This is a genomic window from Halobacteroides halobius DSM 5150, assembly GCF_000328625.1.
GTDB classification, from domain to species: Bacteria; Bacillota; Halanaerobiia; order Halobacteroidales; family Halobacteroidaceae; genus Halobacteroides; species Halobacteroides halobius.
Window position 1 is genome coordinate 515,063 of record NC_019978.1, and the last position, 16,917, is coordinate 531,979.

The window sequence follows — 16,917 nt, forward strand, 5'->3', positions numbered from 1 at the left end:
GACTTATTTTTTTGACAATTATTAAAGGCACTGTAATGTTTTCTTTACATAATCACGTTTATATGATGATTTCATTAATTTACATTTTCCTTCTTGCTTATTAAACCAATTACATTTCTCTTCTTCACAATTGTAACTGTTAGGGTTATTGTTGATTTTAGAACTTTTAGTAGCCATAAACAATAATGGACAGGTCATAATTATTAAACTCCTTTCTGGCTGTCAAGTTCATCAAATTAATACACATGATTATAATATACATGATTATGTTATATGTGTCTAGATTTAATATTATGCAGAAGATAAACAAATTGAATTATTAAGTAAAATAAATACACAGCAACCATATTATAACATATAATTAGACTGATAAAAAAGAAATATATCTTATAAACATGAAATTAATGGTAATAATACTATTAAAACCAATCTAGAAAGTAGTTGATAGATTTTGAATTTTTATTACCAAGCTGTTTCTAAGGATGGTGAAAGAATAAAGGGAAGTTTGCAGGCAAACTCTAAAAAGAGGGTAGCTAATAGACTAAAAAGTGAAGGCTACTATATTATGGAAATCAAGCAATCTACAAAACCAACAGTTAGCTGGTTGAGGAAGTTAAAAGGAATAACTGACGAAGAGTTAGCATTATTTAGTCGGCAGTTGACTACCTTATTAAAATCTGGCTTATCATTAATTAATGTTTTATCTGTCCTAGAAGAGCAAATAACCAATATTAAATTAAAACAAGCAATCATAGAAGTTAATCAGGATATACAAGCAGGAAATTCTCTAGCGCAGGCTTTAGCCCAACATAATAAATTATTCCCCCAACTAATGATTGATTTAATCTCTGTAGGAGAAAAAGAAGGAATTTTAGAACAAGTCTTAGAGCAAGTAACTTCATATTTAGAAGCACGAACTGAGTTAAGGCAACGATTGAGGTCCATTTTAGTCTATCCTCTCTTTATTTTAATTACTAGTTTAGGGGTTATTATATTTTTATTTCTCTTTGTGTTACCTACTTTTAGTAGTGTATTTGCAGATTATAACTTACAATTACCTTTGGTAACTAGATATTTGTTGCAAACAGTAAGTTTTATTAAGACAAACTTTTATTTACTATTAGGGATAGCCGTATCTAGTCTAATAGCAATAATTAGCTATTTAAAGACGCAAGCAGGCCAAAAGCAATTAGACCAGATAATTTTAAAGTCTCCGCTAGTAGGTAATTTAATGCTAAAGATATTATTAGTTCGTTTAACTCGTACTTTAGGAATTATTCTTAAAGGGGGTGGAGGTTTACTAGTTGGGCTAGATAATCTCCAGGGAGTAGCTAATAATCAAATTTTAGAAGAGAAGTTAGGAAAGTTACAAACTAAAGTAGAGCAGGGCCAATCTTTAAGCTTCTTATTAGAAAGTGATGATTTATTTCCTAAATTATTAACTCAAATGGTTAAAGTAGGTGAACAAACAGGAGAATTAGGGCCAATGTTGCTTAAAGTAGCTGATTATTATAACCAAGAATTAAAGTATGAGCTTGAAATGTTAGTTTCTTTAGTAGAACCGCTAATAATTTTATTGTTATCTAGTTTTGTATTTATAGTTTTAATTTCTGTGTTACTACCTTTATTTAATCTAATTAACTTTATTTAGGAGTTATAAATGAAAAGACAAGCTGGATTTACTTTAATCGAATTGATGATGGTAATAGCAATAATCTCTATTTTAGCTACGCTAGGAATTCCTCATTTAAATACCTATCTACAACACTTAAAGTTAAGTGGGGCGGTCAATAAATTAGTTAGTGATCTACAATTAGCTAGACAAAACTCAATTATAACAGAAATAAAGTATGGAATTGTCTTTGATTTAGATAGGAATCAGTATTTATTAGTTAAATCAAAAGTAGATCCTAAGATAATTGACAGGGTAGATTTTAAAGAGGTTACATTTAAAGAGATTACTTTTCCTACTTATGAATTAATTGCTACTGGAGAAAGAGCTATCTTTTTTAAGAAACTAGGAAATTTAGATGGACATAATGGTCGAGTAGTATTAGAATTAGATAATTTGGCCCCACGTCAGATTATATTTTCTTCTAATGCTGGACAATTAACTATAAGGTAGGTGGTATTGTTAAAGAGAGAGGTTTTACTTTATTAGAAGTAGTATTTGCTATTGCGATGTTAGGTTGCATATTAATACCATTAGTTACTACATTTATTAATAGTGGAAAAGAAATAGTTGCAGCTAGATTTAAAACTGAAGCAATTAATTTAGCGAGATGGAAGTTAGCTACCCAAAGGGTTAAAGAGTATAGTAATTTAATAGACCAAAGCAGAACTTCTTTTTTTAGCCCAGAGTTTTCTAATTATGATTATCAGATTGATATTATTAAGTTAAGTCCTAATCTAAAAGAAGTGATTACTAAAGTTTATTATCAACAGCGACTAAAAGCTAAGTTAGTAACTATAATTGCGAAATAAAGGTGTGATAGTTTGCAAAATAGGGGATTTACTTTAATAGAGATTATGTTGTTACTGGCAGTTAGTGGAATTATCCTAAGTTCTTTAGTAGTAGTTAATCAAACAATGCTTAGAACCTGGCAGTCTAATAAACTACAAGCTAGTTTAGAGCAGGAGTTAAGAGTAAGTATGAATAGTATCGTTAAGCATTTACAATCTGCACTAAAGATTAAAAGAGTAACAACTAATAAAATTTCATTTCTTGACCAGCAAGCAAAACTGAGAGTAATTTATTATCAATCGAATACTGGTCTATGTCTTGATAGTGATTTGAATGTAATAAGTAAGCGTATTTCTAATTTAAATTATAAGTTATTGAACCAGCTATTAGTTATTAAATTAGAGATTGCAGAGCAAGGGCAGAGTCTAAGCCTAAAAACAGCAATTAAGTTACAGGAGAAACAATTATGACCAAAAAAGAAGAAGGTTACATACTAATTTTTGTATTTATAACCTTAACTAGCCTAGGAATTTTATTACCAGTTTTATTACAATTGGTGAGTAATGAAGTTATAATTACTAAGCACTATCAGCAGCAAATAAAAAATTATTATTTGGTTAAGGGTGTAATGGTGGTAGCTAAAGAAGAGGTTAGTAAACAAATAAATAAATTAAGTTATATAAGCAAAGAAAATCTAGACCAACTGCAAATAGAAGGTAGTATAGTTTTAAAAGATCCTAACAGCTCTCATCAAATTAAGACGGAATATTTAGTTAAAGAGATAGTGGATGAAAGCAGTAAATTAAATCTTAATTTAGCTAGTCAAGAGAGATTAGAAGAGTTACCAGAGATTGGTGAAACAATAAGCCAACGAATTGTAGACCATAGATTATATAATTATTTAGAAGAATTATTAAATTTATCAGGGATAGATAATAAGCTTTATGAGCAAATTAAAGACTATTTAACCCTAAAGACGCAAGGTAAGATTAATCTTAATACAGCTCCAATAGAAGTGTTAAATACCTTGCCAGGAGTAGGGGAGACTCTAGCAACTAGGATTATAATGAATCGAATCTTTACAAATATTGAAGAACTAAAGGATGTAGAGGGAGTTGGCCCAGCTACTTATCAACAGCTAGAACCTTTAGTAAAGGTTGATTCTAATTATTTTCAAATTCTAGTTAGAATCAAGATTCCAGAGCGAGAATTACAAACCGAGAGATTAAAAATCATAAAATTAGATTAGGAGGAATATTGTGCTATCTTTTTTTAAATCTAAGTTACCCTTAGGATTAGATATAGGAGCTAGTAATCTTAAAGTTGTAGAGTTAGCGCCAACTAGTTCTCTACCTAAGTTAGAGCAATTCTTAATCAGAAGAAGAGAAGATAATAATTTAAAGAATCAATTAGTTCAAATAAAAAAGGAATTTAATTTTAGTACAGATAAAATGGTAATTGGTATTGGTGGGCCAAGCTTAATTATTAGAAGAATAAATCTACCTAATATGTCTGAAGATGAATTAGCAGAAGCTATTAGCTGGCAGGTTGATGATTACTTACCATTGCCGATAGATAAGACAGTATTTGATTATCAAGTAATAAATAGAGAAGATGGAGAGTTAGAATTAATTTTAGTAGCTGCCCCCAAAGAGGTCATTCAAGAAAGAATAAAAGCAGTAGAGCAAGCAGGATTTAAGGTCCATTCTATAGCTGCTAACCCCCTGGTCTTAAGAAGGATCTTACCTACAGCGAAATTAGTAGAGCAAAAGAGTTTAGTTTTGATCAATCTGGGGGCCAAGACTACAGAGTTAATTGCCTTAGAAGAAGGTAAATTTCATTTTAGAAGGAGTTTTAATTTTGGTGGAACTGATTTTACCTCTGAGATTAGAGAAAAGAAGGAATTAAGCTTTAGAGAAGCTGAAAGTTATAAGTTTAAGTTAAAAGATAAGGCCTTAATTTCTAATTCTCTATCTAAATTAATTTCAGATGTAAAGCGCTCATTAAAATATAGGGGCATCTTAACAACTACAGAGCAGCTATTAGTTACAGGAGGAGGAGCTAACCTAAAAATTTTAGTCAACCTTTTAGCTAAGGAGCTGGATTTGAATATAGGAAGTTTTAATTCTTTAGGTCAGATTCAATTTTCTCCTCAAGAGTTTAGTCCTCATTTATTACATAAGAAATTACCTAAGCTATCTGTTAGTTTAGGTTTAGCTTTAAGAGAGGTGCAAACAGATGATAAATTTATTGCCCGCAGAGCTTAAAAGAAAGAGAAAAAGGTTGAAGTTAAAAAGATATCTCATTTTATTAGCTGTTATATTAATTAGTTTACTAACCGGGATTAATTTTTATTTACAAGCACTCATAATAGATACTCAAGATGATTTAGTTAAAGTAGAAGAGCAAGTTAGAAAGTTAAAGTTTAAAGCAGATAAGTTAGAGGCTAAGGTGCAAGTATTAAAGCAGCAACAGATCATAAGTCAATTAAGTAATAAACTAAGCTATACTAGAGTAGTTAAGGATTTAAATATTATTATTCCTCCTGGAGTATGGTTAACTGGATTTATTATCAATCAGGGGAAATTATTAGTGATTGGAGAAGGCACTAATCAACAGATAATAAATACTATCGAACGATTAGCTAAGTATCCTTATTTTAAACAAGTAAATTTAGTTTCAACTAAAGAAGAAGAGGAAGGATTTCAATTTCAAGTTTCAGGGAGGCTAGGGTATGGGGCGCAATAGACTAGTAGTATTAACTCCTATCATAATTATAATAATTATCTATTTCTTATTGCTGGGCCCTAAGTTAACAAAGGTAGTGGCTTTACAGGAGAAAATGGAAGAAAGGATCAAAGAAAGAGCTCGTTTACAAAGGTTAAACTCTAATATAAAAGCTAAATTAAAGGCTGATCTGCCAGTTGATTCTAAAGTGGAATTGAATGCAAAAATAAAACTATCAACCTTTTTAGTTAAAATAGAAAAGTTAGTAACTAATACTAAAGTTAAGTTAAAAAGTTTAGCTCCCCAAGCTAAAAAAGAAGAAAAGCAGGTTGTTAAATTACCAATCGATCTAATTTTAGAAGGCAAATATTCTAATTTAGTTCAGTTTCTGACTCAATTAAAGAACTTAAAGCAATTTGTTAAAATAAAAAATCTTAAATTAATTGTCAAACAGAATAAATTGCAGACTCACCTAAGACTTTTTATTTATGCTATGAGTGGTGAGAGAAATGATTAAGAAAAGAAAAGAATGGATTGCGATAACTTTAGTATTAATAGCTATTGGTTTATGGGCCAAGCTCTTATTTTTTAATCAAAAGCAAAAGAGAAGTGTAAAGCAAGTAAAAAAGACTGTAAAGCAAGTAGAGCAATCTAAGCCTAAAGAACCAATAAGTTTTGTTGTGACTAAGTTATATAAGCGTATTCCAGTTAGAAATTCTCCTTTTTTAAGTGGCCAGCAAAATCAAGCCGAGTTTAATTATCAGTCTCCTGTTAGTAATCAGTCCCCGAAGTCATTGAATAAGGAATCAAAAAAGCAACCTAAAGTCTTAATTTTAACGATTGATTTAGAGGTAACTGGATTACTAAAACGAAAGAATCATTATTTAGCTGTAGTACAAGATAAAAATAGAAGTTATTTATTAGCTCCCAAAGATATAATTAAAGGATATCAGGTAGTAAAGATAACTAATAAAGAAGTTAAGTTAAAAAAAGACGGAAGAAGTTACTTGCTTAAGTTTAATTTAGCTAATTATTAATTTTAAACAGGACTTTACTTACTAAATCAAGAAATTAAAGAAGCAACAGTAGAATAGTAGAATGAGTAGAGGAGGAAAAATATGCGATATTTAACTGCAGGAGAATCACACGGAGAAGCAATTACAGGTATTTTAGAGGGAGTTCCAGCTAATTTAGAGATCAACCCTAAAGATATTAATCGAGAGTTGACTAGACGACAAGGTGGATATGGTCGTGGAGGAAGAATGAAGATTGAGAATGATCTAATAGATATTTTATCTGGTATTAGAGGTGGCAAGACTTTAGGGAGTCCAATTACATTACAGATTAAAAATGATGATTGGGAGAATTGGAGAGAAGTTTTAGCTCCTTTTGGCGATTGTGGTTATGATCAAGATGAGGTAAAGATAAAAAAAGAAGATAAGATTAAGAGGGTGGAACCTAAAGTTACTAAACCTCGACCAGGTCATGCTGATTTAGCAGGAGCCTTAAAGTATAATCAAGATGATTTACGTAATATTTTAGAGCGGGCTAGTGCTCGGGAGACGGCAATTAGAGTAGCTATTGGAGCGATAGCTAAGGTGTTATTAAAAGAATTGGGGATTGAAGTAACTAGTCATGTTATCCAACTAGGTAGTGTAGCATTAGAAGGCTATCAGACTGATTTTGATAAGATCAAAACTAAGAGTGCCCAATCTCAAGTCCGTTGTGTAGATGAGGATGTAACTAAAAAGATGATAGCTGAAATAGATGATTGTAAAGAAAAAGGAGATTCGTTAGGTGGTATTTTTGAGATAAGAACAACTAAACTTCCTGTAGGATTAGGTGGTCATGTACAGTGGGATCGAAAATTAGACGGGCAGTTGGCCCAAGTTTTAATGAGTATCCAGGCCATTAAAGGGGTCGAAGTAGGTTTAGGTTTTGAAGCGGCTAAGCAACCTGGTTCTCAAGTTCATGATCCGATCTTTTATGATGAACAATTCTTTAGAGAGTCTAATAATGCAGGAGGGATTGAAGGTGGAATGAGTAATGGTGAACCAGTAGTTATTAAAGCTGCTATGAAGCCAATACCTACTTTGTATCAACCCCTATCTTCAGTTGACTTAGAGACAAAAGAAGAATTCAAAGCTAGTGTAGAACGATCAGATGTAACTGCTGTTCCGGCTGCTAGTGTAGTTGGAGAGTCTGTAGTAGCTTTTGAGTTAGCTAAGGCTTGCTTAGAGAAGTTTGGTGGAGATAGTATAGAAGAAATAAAGGATAATTATAATAATTACTTAGAAATGTTAGAGCAGAGGTAGATAAAATGAATATAGCTTTAATTGGTTTTATGGGAACGGGAAAAACGACAGTTGGTAAAAAATTGGCCTCAAGATTAAATTATAAATTTGTCGATTTAGACCAAGAAATTGTAGCAGAGGATGGTAGGGAAATTTGTGAGATTTTTGCCCAAGCTGGAGAGGATTATTTTAGGGATTTAGAAACGAGGGTAACTGCAAAAATAGCTCAAAAAGACAAGCAAGTAATCGCTACTGGAGGGGGAGTAGTTTTAAGAGAAGAGAATATTAAAAACTTAAAGAAGAATGGGTTTTTGGTTCTACTTCAGGCTACGCCAGAAGAAATATTAGAACGAACTAAAAGTGATGATGATCGTCCTTTATTAGATGTAGAAGAGCCCTTAGCTAAAATAAAAAAGATGTTGGAAGAAAGAGCAGAAAAATATAATTGTACTCCTTATCAAATAAATACAACAGGGCTAACAATTAATGAAGTGGTGGCAGAAATAATTAACAATGAAGAATTAACAAGTGACAATTAGAAAAAATATTTAAGTAAATTGTAAACTCTAGATTGAATAGTAGCAGGGAGGAGTAAGCATGGAGACAGTTAAAGTCGATTTAGGAGTGAGAAGTTATCAAATTAAGATTGGAGAAGATATCCTAGCTAACTTAGGTGCTTATCTACAAGAGTTGGATATAGGATCAAAAGTACTAATTATTACTAATCCGTTAGTTAATAGTCTATATGGTTCTGAGGTTAAAGAGGCAATTGCTAAAGTTGGCTTTGATGTATCTAAAGCTTTAATTTCTGATGGAGAGGAATATAAATCTTTAGAGACTGCTCAAGATTTATATGATAAGGCAGTTGGAGTTGGTTTAGATAGGACTTCTACTATTGTAGCTTTAGGCGGAGGAGTAGTAGGGGATATAGCTGGTTTTATTGCTGCTAGCTTTATGAGAGGGATTAATTTTGTTCAAGTGCCTACTACGGTCTTGGCCCAAGTTGATAGTAGTGTAGGTGGGAAAGTAGCTGTTAATCATCCTCAAGGTAAGAATTTAATTGGAGACTTTTATCAACCTAAATTAGTTGTAGCAGATAAGAAAGTATTATCTACTTTAGAAGAAAGAGAATTAAAAGCTGGTTTGGCTGAAGTTATTAAGTATGGTGTAATTTGGGATCAACAATTCTTTGCGTTTTTAGAGAAGAGGATAGATGAAATATTAAATTTAGAGACTGATGCCATAATCAAATTAGTAACAAGGTCTTGTGAGATTAAGGCTGCAGTAGTAGCAGAAGATGAGAAAGAAGAAGGTTTGCGTGCTATTTTAAATTATGGCCACACTATTGGGCATGCACTAGAAGCAGTAACAAATTATAAAAAATACCGGCATGGAGAAGCAGTAGCTATTGGTATGGTCGCAGCAGCTAAATTAGCTTATAAAAGGGGACTGTTGGATTCTGCTGCTCTAGAGAGACAAAAAGAGTTAATTTCTAATTTTGGATTACCAGTAGCTTATCATAATTTAGAGAAGGAGCAGATTATTAAGGCTTTAAGTAAGGATAAAAAGGTTAAAAATGGAGTTATAAGATTTATTTTGGCTAATCAAATTGGAAAAGTAATTATCACTTCTGATTTAACAGAAGAAAATATTAGAGAAACATTAGAGGAGTTAGGAGGCTAAAGATGATCTTAGTAATTCACGGGCCAAATTTGAATTTATTAGGGATGAGAGAACCAGACGTTTATGGAGTTAAAACACTAGATGATATAAATCAATGTTTAAGGGAATTGGCTTCTGGTAATAATATAGAATTAAAGATTGTGCAATCAAATAGTGAAGGAAAAATAATAGATATTATTCATCAGTCATTAGAACAGAATATAGAAGCAATTATTATTAATCCTGGAGCATTTACACATTACAGTATTGCTATTCGGGATGCTTTAGCAGCTATAGAAGTGCCAATATTAGAGGTTCATTTAAGTAATATTTATAAGCGGGAAGAATTTAGACATAAGTCAGTAATTGCACCTGTAGTAACTGGTCAGATATCTGGCTTTGGAGTTGATAGCTATACTTTAGCTTTAGAGCAGGCAATTAGACTTATTGAATAATAGCTAGCTGTTGACCAAGTCATTAATAAAATAGGAGTGATGGTAATGCAAGATAGAATTGATCAATTAAGAGAGTTATTAACTGAAAAGGAGATTGAAGCATTATTAATTAGTACCCCAGAGAATAGACGTTATATGACTGGTTTTACTGGTACAGCAGGAATGGTATTAATTACTCACAAAGAAGCAATTTTAATTACAGATTTCCGTTATACCTCTCAAGCTAAAGCAGAAGCACCAGATTATAAAGTGGTAGAATTTAAAAAGAATAAACTTAAGCTAGTAGCTGACTTACTATCTGATTTAGAAATTCAAAAATTAGGTTTTGAGTCTAAACATGAAACTTATAGTACATATCTTAAGTATAAAGATAAGTTACCAGTAAAATTACAGGCTACTCAAAATTTAGTTAAGAAATTGAGATTGACTAAGGATAAGGCAGAGATTAGTAAATTAAAAGAGGCAATTAAATTAGCTGATCAGGCTTTTGCAGCAATCAAAGATCAACTAAAGCCAGGTGTTAAAGAACGAGATATAGCTTTACAATTAGAGTTTTGGATGAAGGAGCATGGTGCTAGTAAGAATGCTTTTGATTTTATTGTTGCTTCTGGAGAACGTTCTGCTTTACCCCATGGTGTAGCAAGTGAAAAAGAAATTGAAGCAGGTGACTTTGTGACTATTGATTTTGGTTGTGTTTATCAAGGCTATCACTCTGATATGACGAGAACTGTAGTTATAGAAGAAGGGCCAACAGATAAGCAAAGGGAGATTTATCAATTAGTACTTAAGGCTCAACAGGAAGCTATTAAGGCTATTAAAGCCGGAATGAAAGCTTCTGAGGTAGATAAAGTAGCTAGAGATATAATTGCAGAGGCCGGTTATGGTGATTATTTTGGTCATGGATTAGGTCATGGAGTAGGTCTAGAGATTCATGAAGGGCCAAGATTATCATGGCAGGATGATAAAGTACTAAAGCCAGGAATGGTAGTGACAGTAGAACCTGGTGTGTATCTACCTGACTGGGGTGGAGTTAGAATAGAAGATATAGTTGTAGTCCAAGAAGATGGCTGTCAGATATTAACCCAAACTCCTAAGGAGTTGTTGACAGTGGGAACTAAATAAGATAAAATGAACAGATGTCAATATATACAAGGAGGTTAAGGAATGATTACAACTAGAGATTTTAAGACAGGACTAACAATTGAATTAGATGGTGAATTATATACAATCGTTAATTATGACCATACTAAGCCTGGTAAGGGTGGAGCATATTTACAAACTGAGCTAAAGCATTTAGAATCAGGAAGAACAGTCAACAAAAGGTTTAAAGCTGGTGAGAAGGTACAGGAGGCTTATATAGATACTAGACCATTTCAATACTTATACCAAAGTGGAGAAGATTATGTTTTTATGGATCAAGAATCTTATGAACAGATTAATCTCAGTCAGGAACAGATTGGTGATGCTGCTAAATTTATCAAAGAAAACTCTGAAATTAAGGTAAAGATGTATCAAAATGAACCAATTGGAGTTAAGTTACCTACTTTTGTAGAATTAGAAGTTACTCATGCTCCACCTGCTGTCAAAGGGAATACAGTTTCAGGTGGTTCTAAAAAGGTAACTGTAGAAACTGGAGCTGAAGTTAAGGTTCCTTTATTTATTGAAGAAGGAGATATACTTAAACTTGATACAAGAAGCTGTGAGTATATCGAGCGCGTTTAATCTTTATGAGCAACTTTTATTAGTTGCTCTTTTTTATTTAATTAGTTTAAATTTTATATCACTTTGGTCATACTTTCGTAAAGATTAAATGTTATAATAACTACTAGATAATAAAGAGTTTTTTAACATTAAGGAGGATTTTAAATGATTACAGAAAATATAAATATGAGATCTGATCAGCAATTAAATTTAGTTAGTAGTTATTTTAAGGAACTAAAAGAGATTTCTTTATTAACAAAAGAAGAGGAACAAAAGTTAGCTAAAAGAATAGAAGAAGGGGATGAAGCTGCAAGACGAAAGTTAATAGTTTCTAACTTAAGGTTGGTAATAAGTATTGCTAAAGACTATACTAGTAACGGATTACCATTTTTAGATTTAATTCAAGAAGGCAATATTGGCTTGCATAAAGCAGTGGAAAAGTTCGATTATAAGAGAGGTAATAAATTTAGTACTTATGCTACTTGGTGGATTAAACAAAGCATTACGAGAGCTATTGCTAATAAATCACGAACAATTCGAACACCAGTTCATATTAATCAAGAAATTAAACGGATGATTAGGATTTATAACCAGTTAAAAAAAGAATTAAACCGTCAACCACAAGAAGCAGAGATTGCTACTAAAATGGGAGTAGATAAAGAGAAAGTAATAAAACTAAAGAAAATTGCTGAAAAAACAATATCTTTAGATAGCCCCTTTAATGAAGAACGAGATGATTCATTAATTGATTTTGTTGAAGATAAAGAAAGTTTAACGCCACTAAGTGCTGTATCCAATTCTTTTTTGGAAGAAGATTTAGATAATGTAATGAATGTATTATCTGAGAGAGAGAAGAAAATTTTGAAATTAAGGTATGGCCTTGTAGATGATCGGGCTAGAACCCTTAAAGAAATTGCTAAAGTCTTTGATTTAAGTAGAGAGAGAATTAGGCAACTTCAGATTAGGGCTTTATCTAAACTAAGAAGCTCGAGGAAGGTTGAGATATTAAAAGATTATTGGAAAGCAATATAGTATAAGTTGATCCAGATGCTAAATAGCATCTGGATTTTTTTATTTTATATTCATATTTTTACCAGATGACTAATATGATTAAGTAGTCGAGGTGATAATTATGGGTACTAAAAATTATAAGCTTTTAAAGCAAGATATTTTGCCCGTTTTGGCCCCTAGCCTAAGACAAATTATTGGGCAAGTAGCTGATAGAAAATTAAAGAAGATATTAGAAATTAGACTACGTAGTAATAATCCTTTATTGTTAGAAGAGCCTAAAGGAGAATTAATGATTACTAGTAAAGGTGAGGTAACTAAAAATAGTAGACAGGCCCATACAGTTAGTAAACAAGAAGTTCAAGATACTCTTAATTTAATGACTAATAGTTCTTTATATACTTTAGAAGAGGAATTAAGGTCTGGTTATTTGACTTTATCAGGGGGGCATAGAGTTGGGCTAGTAGGACAAGTGATTAGAGATAGAGCAAAAATTAAAAGAATTAAACATATTGCAGCTTTAAATATTCGGTTTTGTCAAGAGGTTATTGGAGCAGCAAATGGGGTTATTAACCAGATAATTAATGGTTCAAATGATATTTATAATACTTTAATTATTTCACCACCTAGATGTGGGAAGACAACCTTACTTAGGGATTTAGTTCGCCAGATTAGTAATGGTATTCCTAAGCAATTTAATGGTTTAAAAGTAGGAGTAGTAGATGAACGATCTGAAATTGGTGGTGCTTATCAAGGTGTAGCTCAGAATCAAATAGGGATTAGAACAGATTTATTAGATAGAGCTCCTAAGCCAGAAGGAATTTTGCTATTGATCAGATCTATGTCACCAAATGTAATAGTAACTGATGAAATTGGTACTAAAGAAGATGTTGATATTTTACTAGAAGCATTAAACGCAGGAGTAAGAGTGATTACCACTGTTCATGGTAGTAATTTAGCAGAAGTAAAATCTCGTCCTAGTCTAGCTAAATTATTTAAAGATAATATTTTTAAAAGGATTATTATTTTAAGTCGTGCTAAAGGGCCAGGAACAATAGAAAAAATTATTAAATACTAGAGGTGATAAGATGAAGTTAGTCGGTACTATATTAATTATCATCAGTAGTACTGGATTAGGTTTTGTAGTAGCTCGACAATTTATTTTACGCTCTAAACAGTTAAAACAAATAAAACTAGCTTTAGAATTATTGCAAACTGAGATAAGTTATGGCATAACCCCTTTGCCTCAAGCTTTTGAAAAGATAGCTTCTGAATTAGATGCCCCAGTAGATAATTTTTTTGTTGAAGCTAGAGAAGGATTAAAGGCAGGTCAAACAGCTAAAGATGCTTGGCAACAAGCAGTTAAAAAAGTAATTAGCCAGACTGCTTTGGGCCAAACTGAAGAGGATGTTTTGTTAGATTTTGGTTGTAATCTAGGCCAATCAACTAGTGATGACCAACTAAGGTATTTAAACTTGGCCCAAGATCATATAAATAATCTACATCAAGAAGCAATAACAGATCAAAAAGAGAAAGTTAAACTATGGCGTTACTTAGGTGTTTTAGGAGGATTATTTATAGTAATTTTGATCTTTTAGTTAATCATAGTTGTTAATTCTAATTAATATGTAAAGTAATGAAGGGGGCAAAAAATTAGATGATGAATATAGATTTAGTCTTTAAGATTGCAGGGTTAGGAATTTTGATTTCAGTTTTTAATATGGTATTAAAACAGGCTGAAAAAGAAGAGCAAGCACAGATGTTAACTTTAGTAGGTGTAATTATTGTGTTAATGGTAGTTATTCAATTGATTAATCAATTATTTACTAATGTTCGTAGTATTTTTGGATTTTAAGGAGTGTAAGCAATGGAAACAATAATTCAGATTGTTGGCTTAGGAGTTATTGGTACTATTTTTGCTGTTGTCTTAAAGCAGTCTAGACCAGAGCTAGCTTTACAATTAAGCTTGGTTGTAGGATTAATGGTCTTTATTTTTATGTTAAGTAAGATAATGATAGTGATCAATGCCTTAGAGAGTCTAGCTGATAAAGCTAATGTTGATAAAATTTATTTAAGTACTATATTAAAAGCAGTTGGAATTGCTTATGTAGCAGAGTTTGGAGCTCAAATATGTCGTGATGCAGGAGAAGGTATTATAGCATCTAAGATAGAATTTGCAGGAAAAGTATTAATCATGATTTTAGGCATTCCAATTATGATGGCAATTTTAGAGTCAGTATTACAACTATTACCATAAAGGTGTGGTGATATGAAGAAATTATTTATAATGTTAACTATAGTAGTCTTAATGACTATTCCTGTGCAGGCAGAAGATAAATTAGAACAAATTAAACCTGAAGAAATAATTGAAAATCAATTAGAGAATTTTGATTTGAATAAATTAGAAAAAGAGGTTGACAAGCTTAATAAAGAGACTGGAGAGTATCTACCAGCTTTACAGGTAACAGATATTATTAATTTATTTAGTAAACAGGGATTAGAAAATAAATTTCAGGAGATAGTAAGAGGTTTATTACATTATTTTTTTGATGAGATAGTTATTAATAGTAAATTATTAGGACAATTAATTGTTTTAGCTATGGTTGTAGCTGTGCTAAAGAATTTTCAGGCTAATTTTGCTGTTTCACAAGTTAGTCAATTAGCTAATGGAATTACTTATTTAGTCTTAGCTATTGTAGCTTTAAATTCATTTAAAGTAGCTATAACTGTTGGTCAAGGAACAATTCAGGATATGGTGGGGGTTATGTATGCCATCATTCCTCTGTTGTTATCGCTACTAATTAGTATGGGGAATTTAGCTTCAGCTTCGTTATTTCATCCAATTACATTTTTAATTGTCAATACATTAAGTACAATTGTTAAAAACTTTGTTTTTCCGATAATTTTTTTATCCACTGTGCTGGAAATTGTTGATAACATATCTAATGATTTCAAAGTAAGTGGGTTAGTTAGTCTTTTAAGACAGTTAGCTATGGGGGCTTTAGGGGTAGTAACCACTATTTTTTTAGCTGCAATTATTACCCAGGGGACAGTAGCTACAGTTAGTGATGGTGTAACTATAAGAACTGCTAAATATTTAACAAGTAATTTTATACCTGTTGTAGGTGGTTTTTTATCTAGTGCGTTAGATGTTATGATTGGTGGATCATTATTGATCAAGAATGCTTTAGGATTATTTAGTGTATTAATAATTTTAGTTTTTTGTTCATTCTCAGTAATTAAGATTCTAGCTTTAGTTTTTATTTATCGTTTTGCTGCTGCTATTATTCAACCAGTTAGTGATGATCAAACAGTAAACTGCTTGAATATTTTGGCTGGTAATTTACTACGAATCTTTGGTTCAGTTGTTGTAGTAGGGGTGATGTTTTTTGTAGTAATTATTATTGTAGTAGGTACTGCTAACTTTACAGTTATGATGAGGTGATTATAATTGATTTCTTAAGAGAGTGGATTAGAAATTTAGTCTTGATAATTTTATTGGCCCATTTTATTGAAATGTTATTACCTAGCAGTAAAATGAAAAGATATGTTAAGGTAGTAGTTGGTTTTTTTGTAATTTTAATGATTTTAACTCCTTTTTTAGAGATAGTTAATCAAGGGGTTAGTCAATTTGGTTTTGAAATAATTGAAAATAAGAAAACTTCTTGGCGTAAAATAGTAGATCAAGGAGAGAGGCTAAGAGAAATTAAAAAAGATAAAGTAAGAGGTGATTATAAAAGAAGGTTATCTCAACATATACGGGCGATGGTTAAATTAAACTCTAATCTAGATAATATTAAAGTAGGAGTTACATTAGATGCAGCTAATAATTTAGAAACTATATCAATAACAGGAGTTAGAGATAAGATTGTACCAGTACAGGTTGATTTATCTAATCAAACTAAGAAAGCTTCTACCTCTCAAATGAAGGGAGAAGAATTAAAAGACTTAATCTCTACTTTATATGGGCTCAATGCCAATCAAATTAGAGTTAAAATGAAGTAGAAAGGAGGAAGTGCATGTTAAATAAAATATTTAATATATTTACTGAAGAAGAAAATTCTTTTAATACAAAAATTTTATTATTGCTTGGTTTAGCAGGGATATTTCTAATTTTTTTAGGTGATTTTACTGGTAGTTTTACCTCTAATAAAACAGCTAATAGACAGCAACCAGTTCAGAAACAAGTAGTAGATGCTCCTTCATTTAAAGAAAAAATTGAAAACCAGTTGCAAGAAACATTGTCTTTAATTGCTGGTGTAGGAAAAGTAAAAGTTAATTTAACTTTAGATACTAGTTCTGAATATATTTATATTCGAAATAATATTCATTCTAAAGAGGAAGTAGTTGAAACAGATAATAATGGGGGCCAAAGAAAGACTTTACAGACTGAGAATGAGGATAAAGTAGTAGTTGTAAATCAAGGAGGGAGTGAAGAACCTGTAATTAAGAAAAAAATAAAACCTAAAATAAGAGGAGTATTAGTTGTGGCTGAGGGAGCTAAAAATTCTTATGTCAGGGCCAAGTTGATTAGAGCTGTTGAAGTGGGATTAGGAATACCAAGTCACAAAATCGCTGTATTACCAAAAGAAAGGTAGGGAGAAAA

General features: G+C 31.5%; 24 protein-coding genes. 23 read left to right on the plus strand and 1 reads right to left on the minus strand.

Annotated features, from left to right (window positions below; all coding sequences use genetic code 11):
- Window positions 1-21: 21 nt before the first annotated feature.
- Complete coding sequence (locus tag HALHA_RS13545; RefSeq protein WP_015326216.1) at window positions 22-198, minus strand: hypothetical protein; 177 nt, start codon at window positions 196-198, stop codon at window positions 22-24.
- A 253-nt stretch (window positions 199-451) separates the two neighbouring features.
- Between HALHA_RS13545 and HALHA_RS02550 the strand changes: the two genes are divergently transcribed.
- From HALHA_RS02550 to HALHA_RS02660, 23 genes are all read left to right on the plus strand, one after another.
- Window positions 452-1,651 carry a type II secretion system F family protein gene (locus HALHA_RS02550; protein ID WP_015326217.1) on the plus strand — a complete coding sequence of 400 codons (1,200 nt, stop codon included), beginning with the start codon at window positions 452-454 and terminating at the stop codon, window positions 1,649-1,651.
- 9 nt (window positions 1,652-1,660) lie between these two features.
- On the plus strand, window positions 1,661-2,125 hold the full coding sequence (locus HALHA_RS02555; RefSeq protein ID WP_015326218.1) for a prepilin-type N-terminal cleavage/methylation domain-containing protein: 465 nt from the start codon (window positions 1,661-1,663) through the stop codon (window positions 2,123-2,125).
- Window positions 2,126-2,130: 5 nt separating this feature from the next.
- Entirely contained in the window at window positions 2,131-2,484 is a 354-nt protein-coding gene (locus HALHA_RS02560) for a type IV pilus modification PilV family protein (RefSeq protein ID WP_281098769.1), read from the plus strand.
- Between the two features lie 12 nt (window positions 2,485-2,496).
- Window positions 2,497-2,934 (plus strand): PilW family protein, encoded by a 438-nt coding sequence (locus HALHA_RS02565; protein WP_015326220.1) that lies wholly within the window; start codon window positions 2,497-2,499, stop codon window positions 2,932-2,934.
- Entirely contained in the window at window positions 2,931-3,713 is a 783-nt protein-coding gene (locus HALHA_RS02570) for a helix-hairpin-helix domain-containing protein (RefSeq protein ID WP_015326221.1), read from the plus strand. The genes HALHA_RS02565 and HALHA_RS02570 overlap by 4 nt, the downstream gene beginning before the upstream one ends.
- 10 nt (window positions 3,714-3,723) lie before the next feature.
- A complete protein-coding gene (gene pilM, locus HALHA_RS02575; RefSeq protein WP_015326222.1) occupies window positions 3,724-4,731 on the plus strand; it encodes a type IV pilus assembly protein PilM in 1,008 nt (335 codons plus the stop codon).
- Window positions 4,703-5,212 carry a PilN domain-containing protein gene (locus tag HALHA_RS02580; protein WP_015326223.1) on the plus strand — a complete coding sequence of 170 codons (510 nt, stop codon included), beginning with the start codon at window positions 4,703-4,705 and terminating at the stop codon, window positions 5,210-5,212. Before pilM ends, HALHA_RS02580 begins: the two co-directional genes overlap by 29 nt.
- The gene (gene pilO, locus HALHA_RS02585; protein WP_015326224.1) at window positions 5,199-5,708 is read left to right on the plus strand and encodes a type 4a pilus biogenesis protein PilO; all 510 of its coding nucleotides are present in this window, start codon (window positions 5,199-5,201) and stop codon (window positions 5,706-5,708) included. Before HALHA_RS02580 ends, pilO begins: the two co-directional genes overlap by 14 nt.
- Entirely contained in the window at window positions 5,701-6,228 is a 528-nt protein-coding gene (locus tag HALHA_RS02590) for a hypothetical protein (protein ID WP_015326225.1), read from the plus strand. The genes pilO and HALHA_RS02590 overlap by 8 nt, the downstream gene beginning before the upstream one ends.
- An 81-nt stretch (window positions 6,229-6,309) precedes the next feature.
- On the plus strand, window positions 6,310-7,506 hold the full coding sequence (aroC, locus tag HALHA_RS02595) for a chorismate synthase (protein WP_015326226.1): 1,197 nt from the start codon (window positions 6,310-6,312) through the stop codon (window positions 7,504-7,506).
- A gap of 5 nt (window positions 7,507-7,511) precedes the next feature.
- Window positions 7,512-8,024: a shikimate kinase gene (locus tag HALHA_RS02600; protein WP_015326227.1), complete on the plus strand. Its 513-nt coding sequence runs from the start codon at window positions 7,512-7,514 to the stop codon at window positions 8,022-8,024.
- A gap of 58 nt (window positions 8,025-8,082) precedes the next feature.
- Complete coding sequence (gene aroB / locus HALHA_RS02605; RefSeq protein ID WP_015326228.1) at window positions 8,083-9,168, plus strand: 3-dehydroquinate synthase; 1,086 nt, start codon at window positions 8,083-8,085, stop codon at window positions 9,166-9,168.
- A 2-nt stretch (window positions 9,169-9,170) separates the two neighbouring features.
- Entirely contained in the window at window positions 9,171-9,602 is a 432-nt protein-coding gene (aroQ, locus tag HALHA_RS02610; RefSeq protein ID WP_015326229.1) for a type II 3-dehydroquinate dehydratase, read from the plus strand.
- Window positions 9,603-9,647: 45 nt separating this feature from the next.
- A complete protein-coding gene (locus tag HALHA_RS02615; RefSeq protein WP_015326230.1) occupies window positions 9,648-10,724 on the plus strand; it encodes a M24 family metallopeptidase in 1,077 nt (358 codons plus the stop codon).
- 42 nt (window positions 10,725-10,766) lie between these two features.
- Complete coding sequence (gene efp / locus HALHA_RS02620; RefSeq protein ID WP_015326231.1) at window positions 10,767-11,324, plus strand: elongation factor P; 558 nt, start codon at window positions 10,767-10,769, stop codon at window positions 11,322-11,324.
- A 144-nt stretch (window positions 11,325-11,468) separates the two neighbouring features.
- Window positions 11,469-12,335, plus strand: coding sequence for a sigma-70 family RNA polymerase sigma factor (locus HALHA_RS02625; RefSeq protein ID WP_015326232.1), 867 nt, complete (start codon window positions 11,469-11,471; stop codon window positions 12,333-12,335).
- A 100-nt stretch (window positions 12,336-12,435) separates the two neighbouring features.
- Window positions 12,436-13,389, plus strand: coding sequence for a stage III sporulation protein AA (spoIIIAA, locus tag HALHA_RS02630; protein WP_015326233.1), 954 nt, complete (start codon window positions 12,436-12,438; stop codon window positions 13,387-13,389).
- A gap of 10 nt (window positions 13,390-13,399) precedes the next feature.
- On the plus strand, window positions 13,400-13,909 hold the full coding sequence (gene spoIIIAB, locus HALHA_RS02635) for a stage III sporulation protein SpoIIIAB (protein ID WP_015326234.1): 510 nt from the start codon (window positions 13,400-13,402) through the stop codon (window positions 13,907-13,909).
- 62 nt (window positions 13,910-13,971) lie between these two features.
- Window positions 13,972-14,166: a stage III sporulation protein AC gene (spoIIIAC, locus tag HALHA_RS02640; protein WP_041607958.1), complete on the plus strand. Its 195-nt coding sequence runs from the start codon at window positions 13,972-13,974 to the stop codon at window positions 14,164-14,166.
- A gap of 12 nt (window positions 14,167-14,178) precedes the next feature.
- Window positions 14,179-14,568, plus strand: coding sequence for a stage III sporulation protein AD (spoIIIAD, locus tag HALHA_RS02645; RefSeq protein WP_015326236.1), 390 nt, complete (start codon window positions 14,179-14,181; stop codon window positions 14,566-14,568).
- A 12-nt stretch (window positions 14,569-14,580) separates the two neighbouring features.
- Entirely contained in the window at window positions 14,581-15,756 is a 1,176-nt protein-coding gene (gene spoIIIAE / locus HALHA_RS02650) for a stage III sporulation protein AE (RefSeq protein ID WP_015326237.1), read from the plus strand.
- Window positions 15,753-16,316: a stage III sporulation protein AF gene (spoIIIAF, locus tag HALHA_RS02655; RefSeq protein WP_015326238.1), complete on the plus strand. Its 564-nt coding sequence runs from the start codon at window positions 15,753-15,755 to the stop codon at window positions 16,314-16,316. Before spoIIIAE ends, spoIIIAF begins: the two co-directional genes overlap by 4 nt.
- A gap of 14 nt (window positions 16,317-16,330) precedes the next feature.
- Window positions 16,331-16,909 (plus strand): hypothetical protein, encoded by a 579-nt coding sequence (locus tag HALHA_RS02660; protein WP_015326239.1) that lies wholly within the window; start codon window positions 16,331-16,333, stop codon window positions 16,907-16,909.
- Window positions 16,910-16,917: the final 8 nt, after the last annotated feature.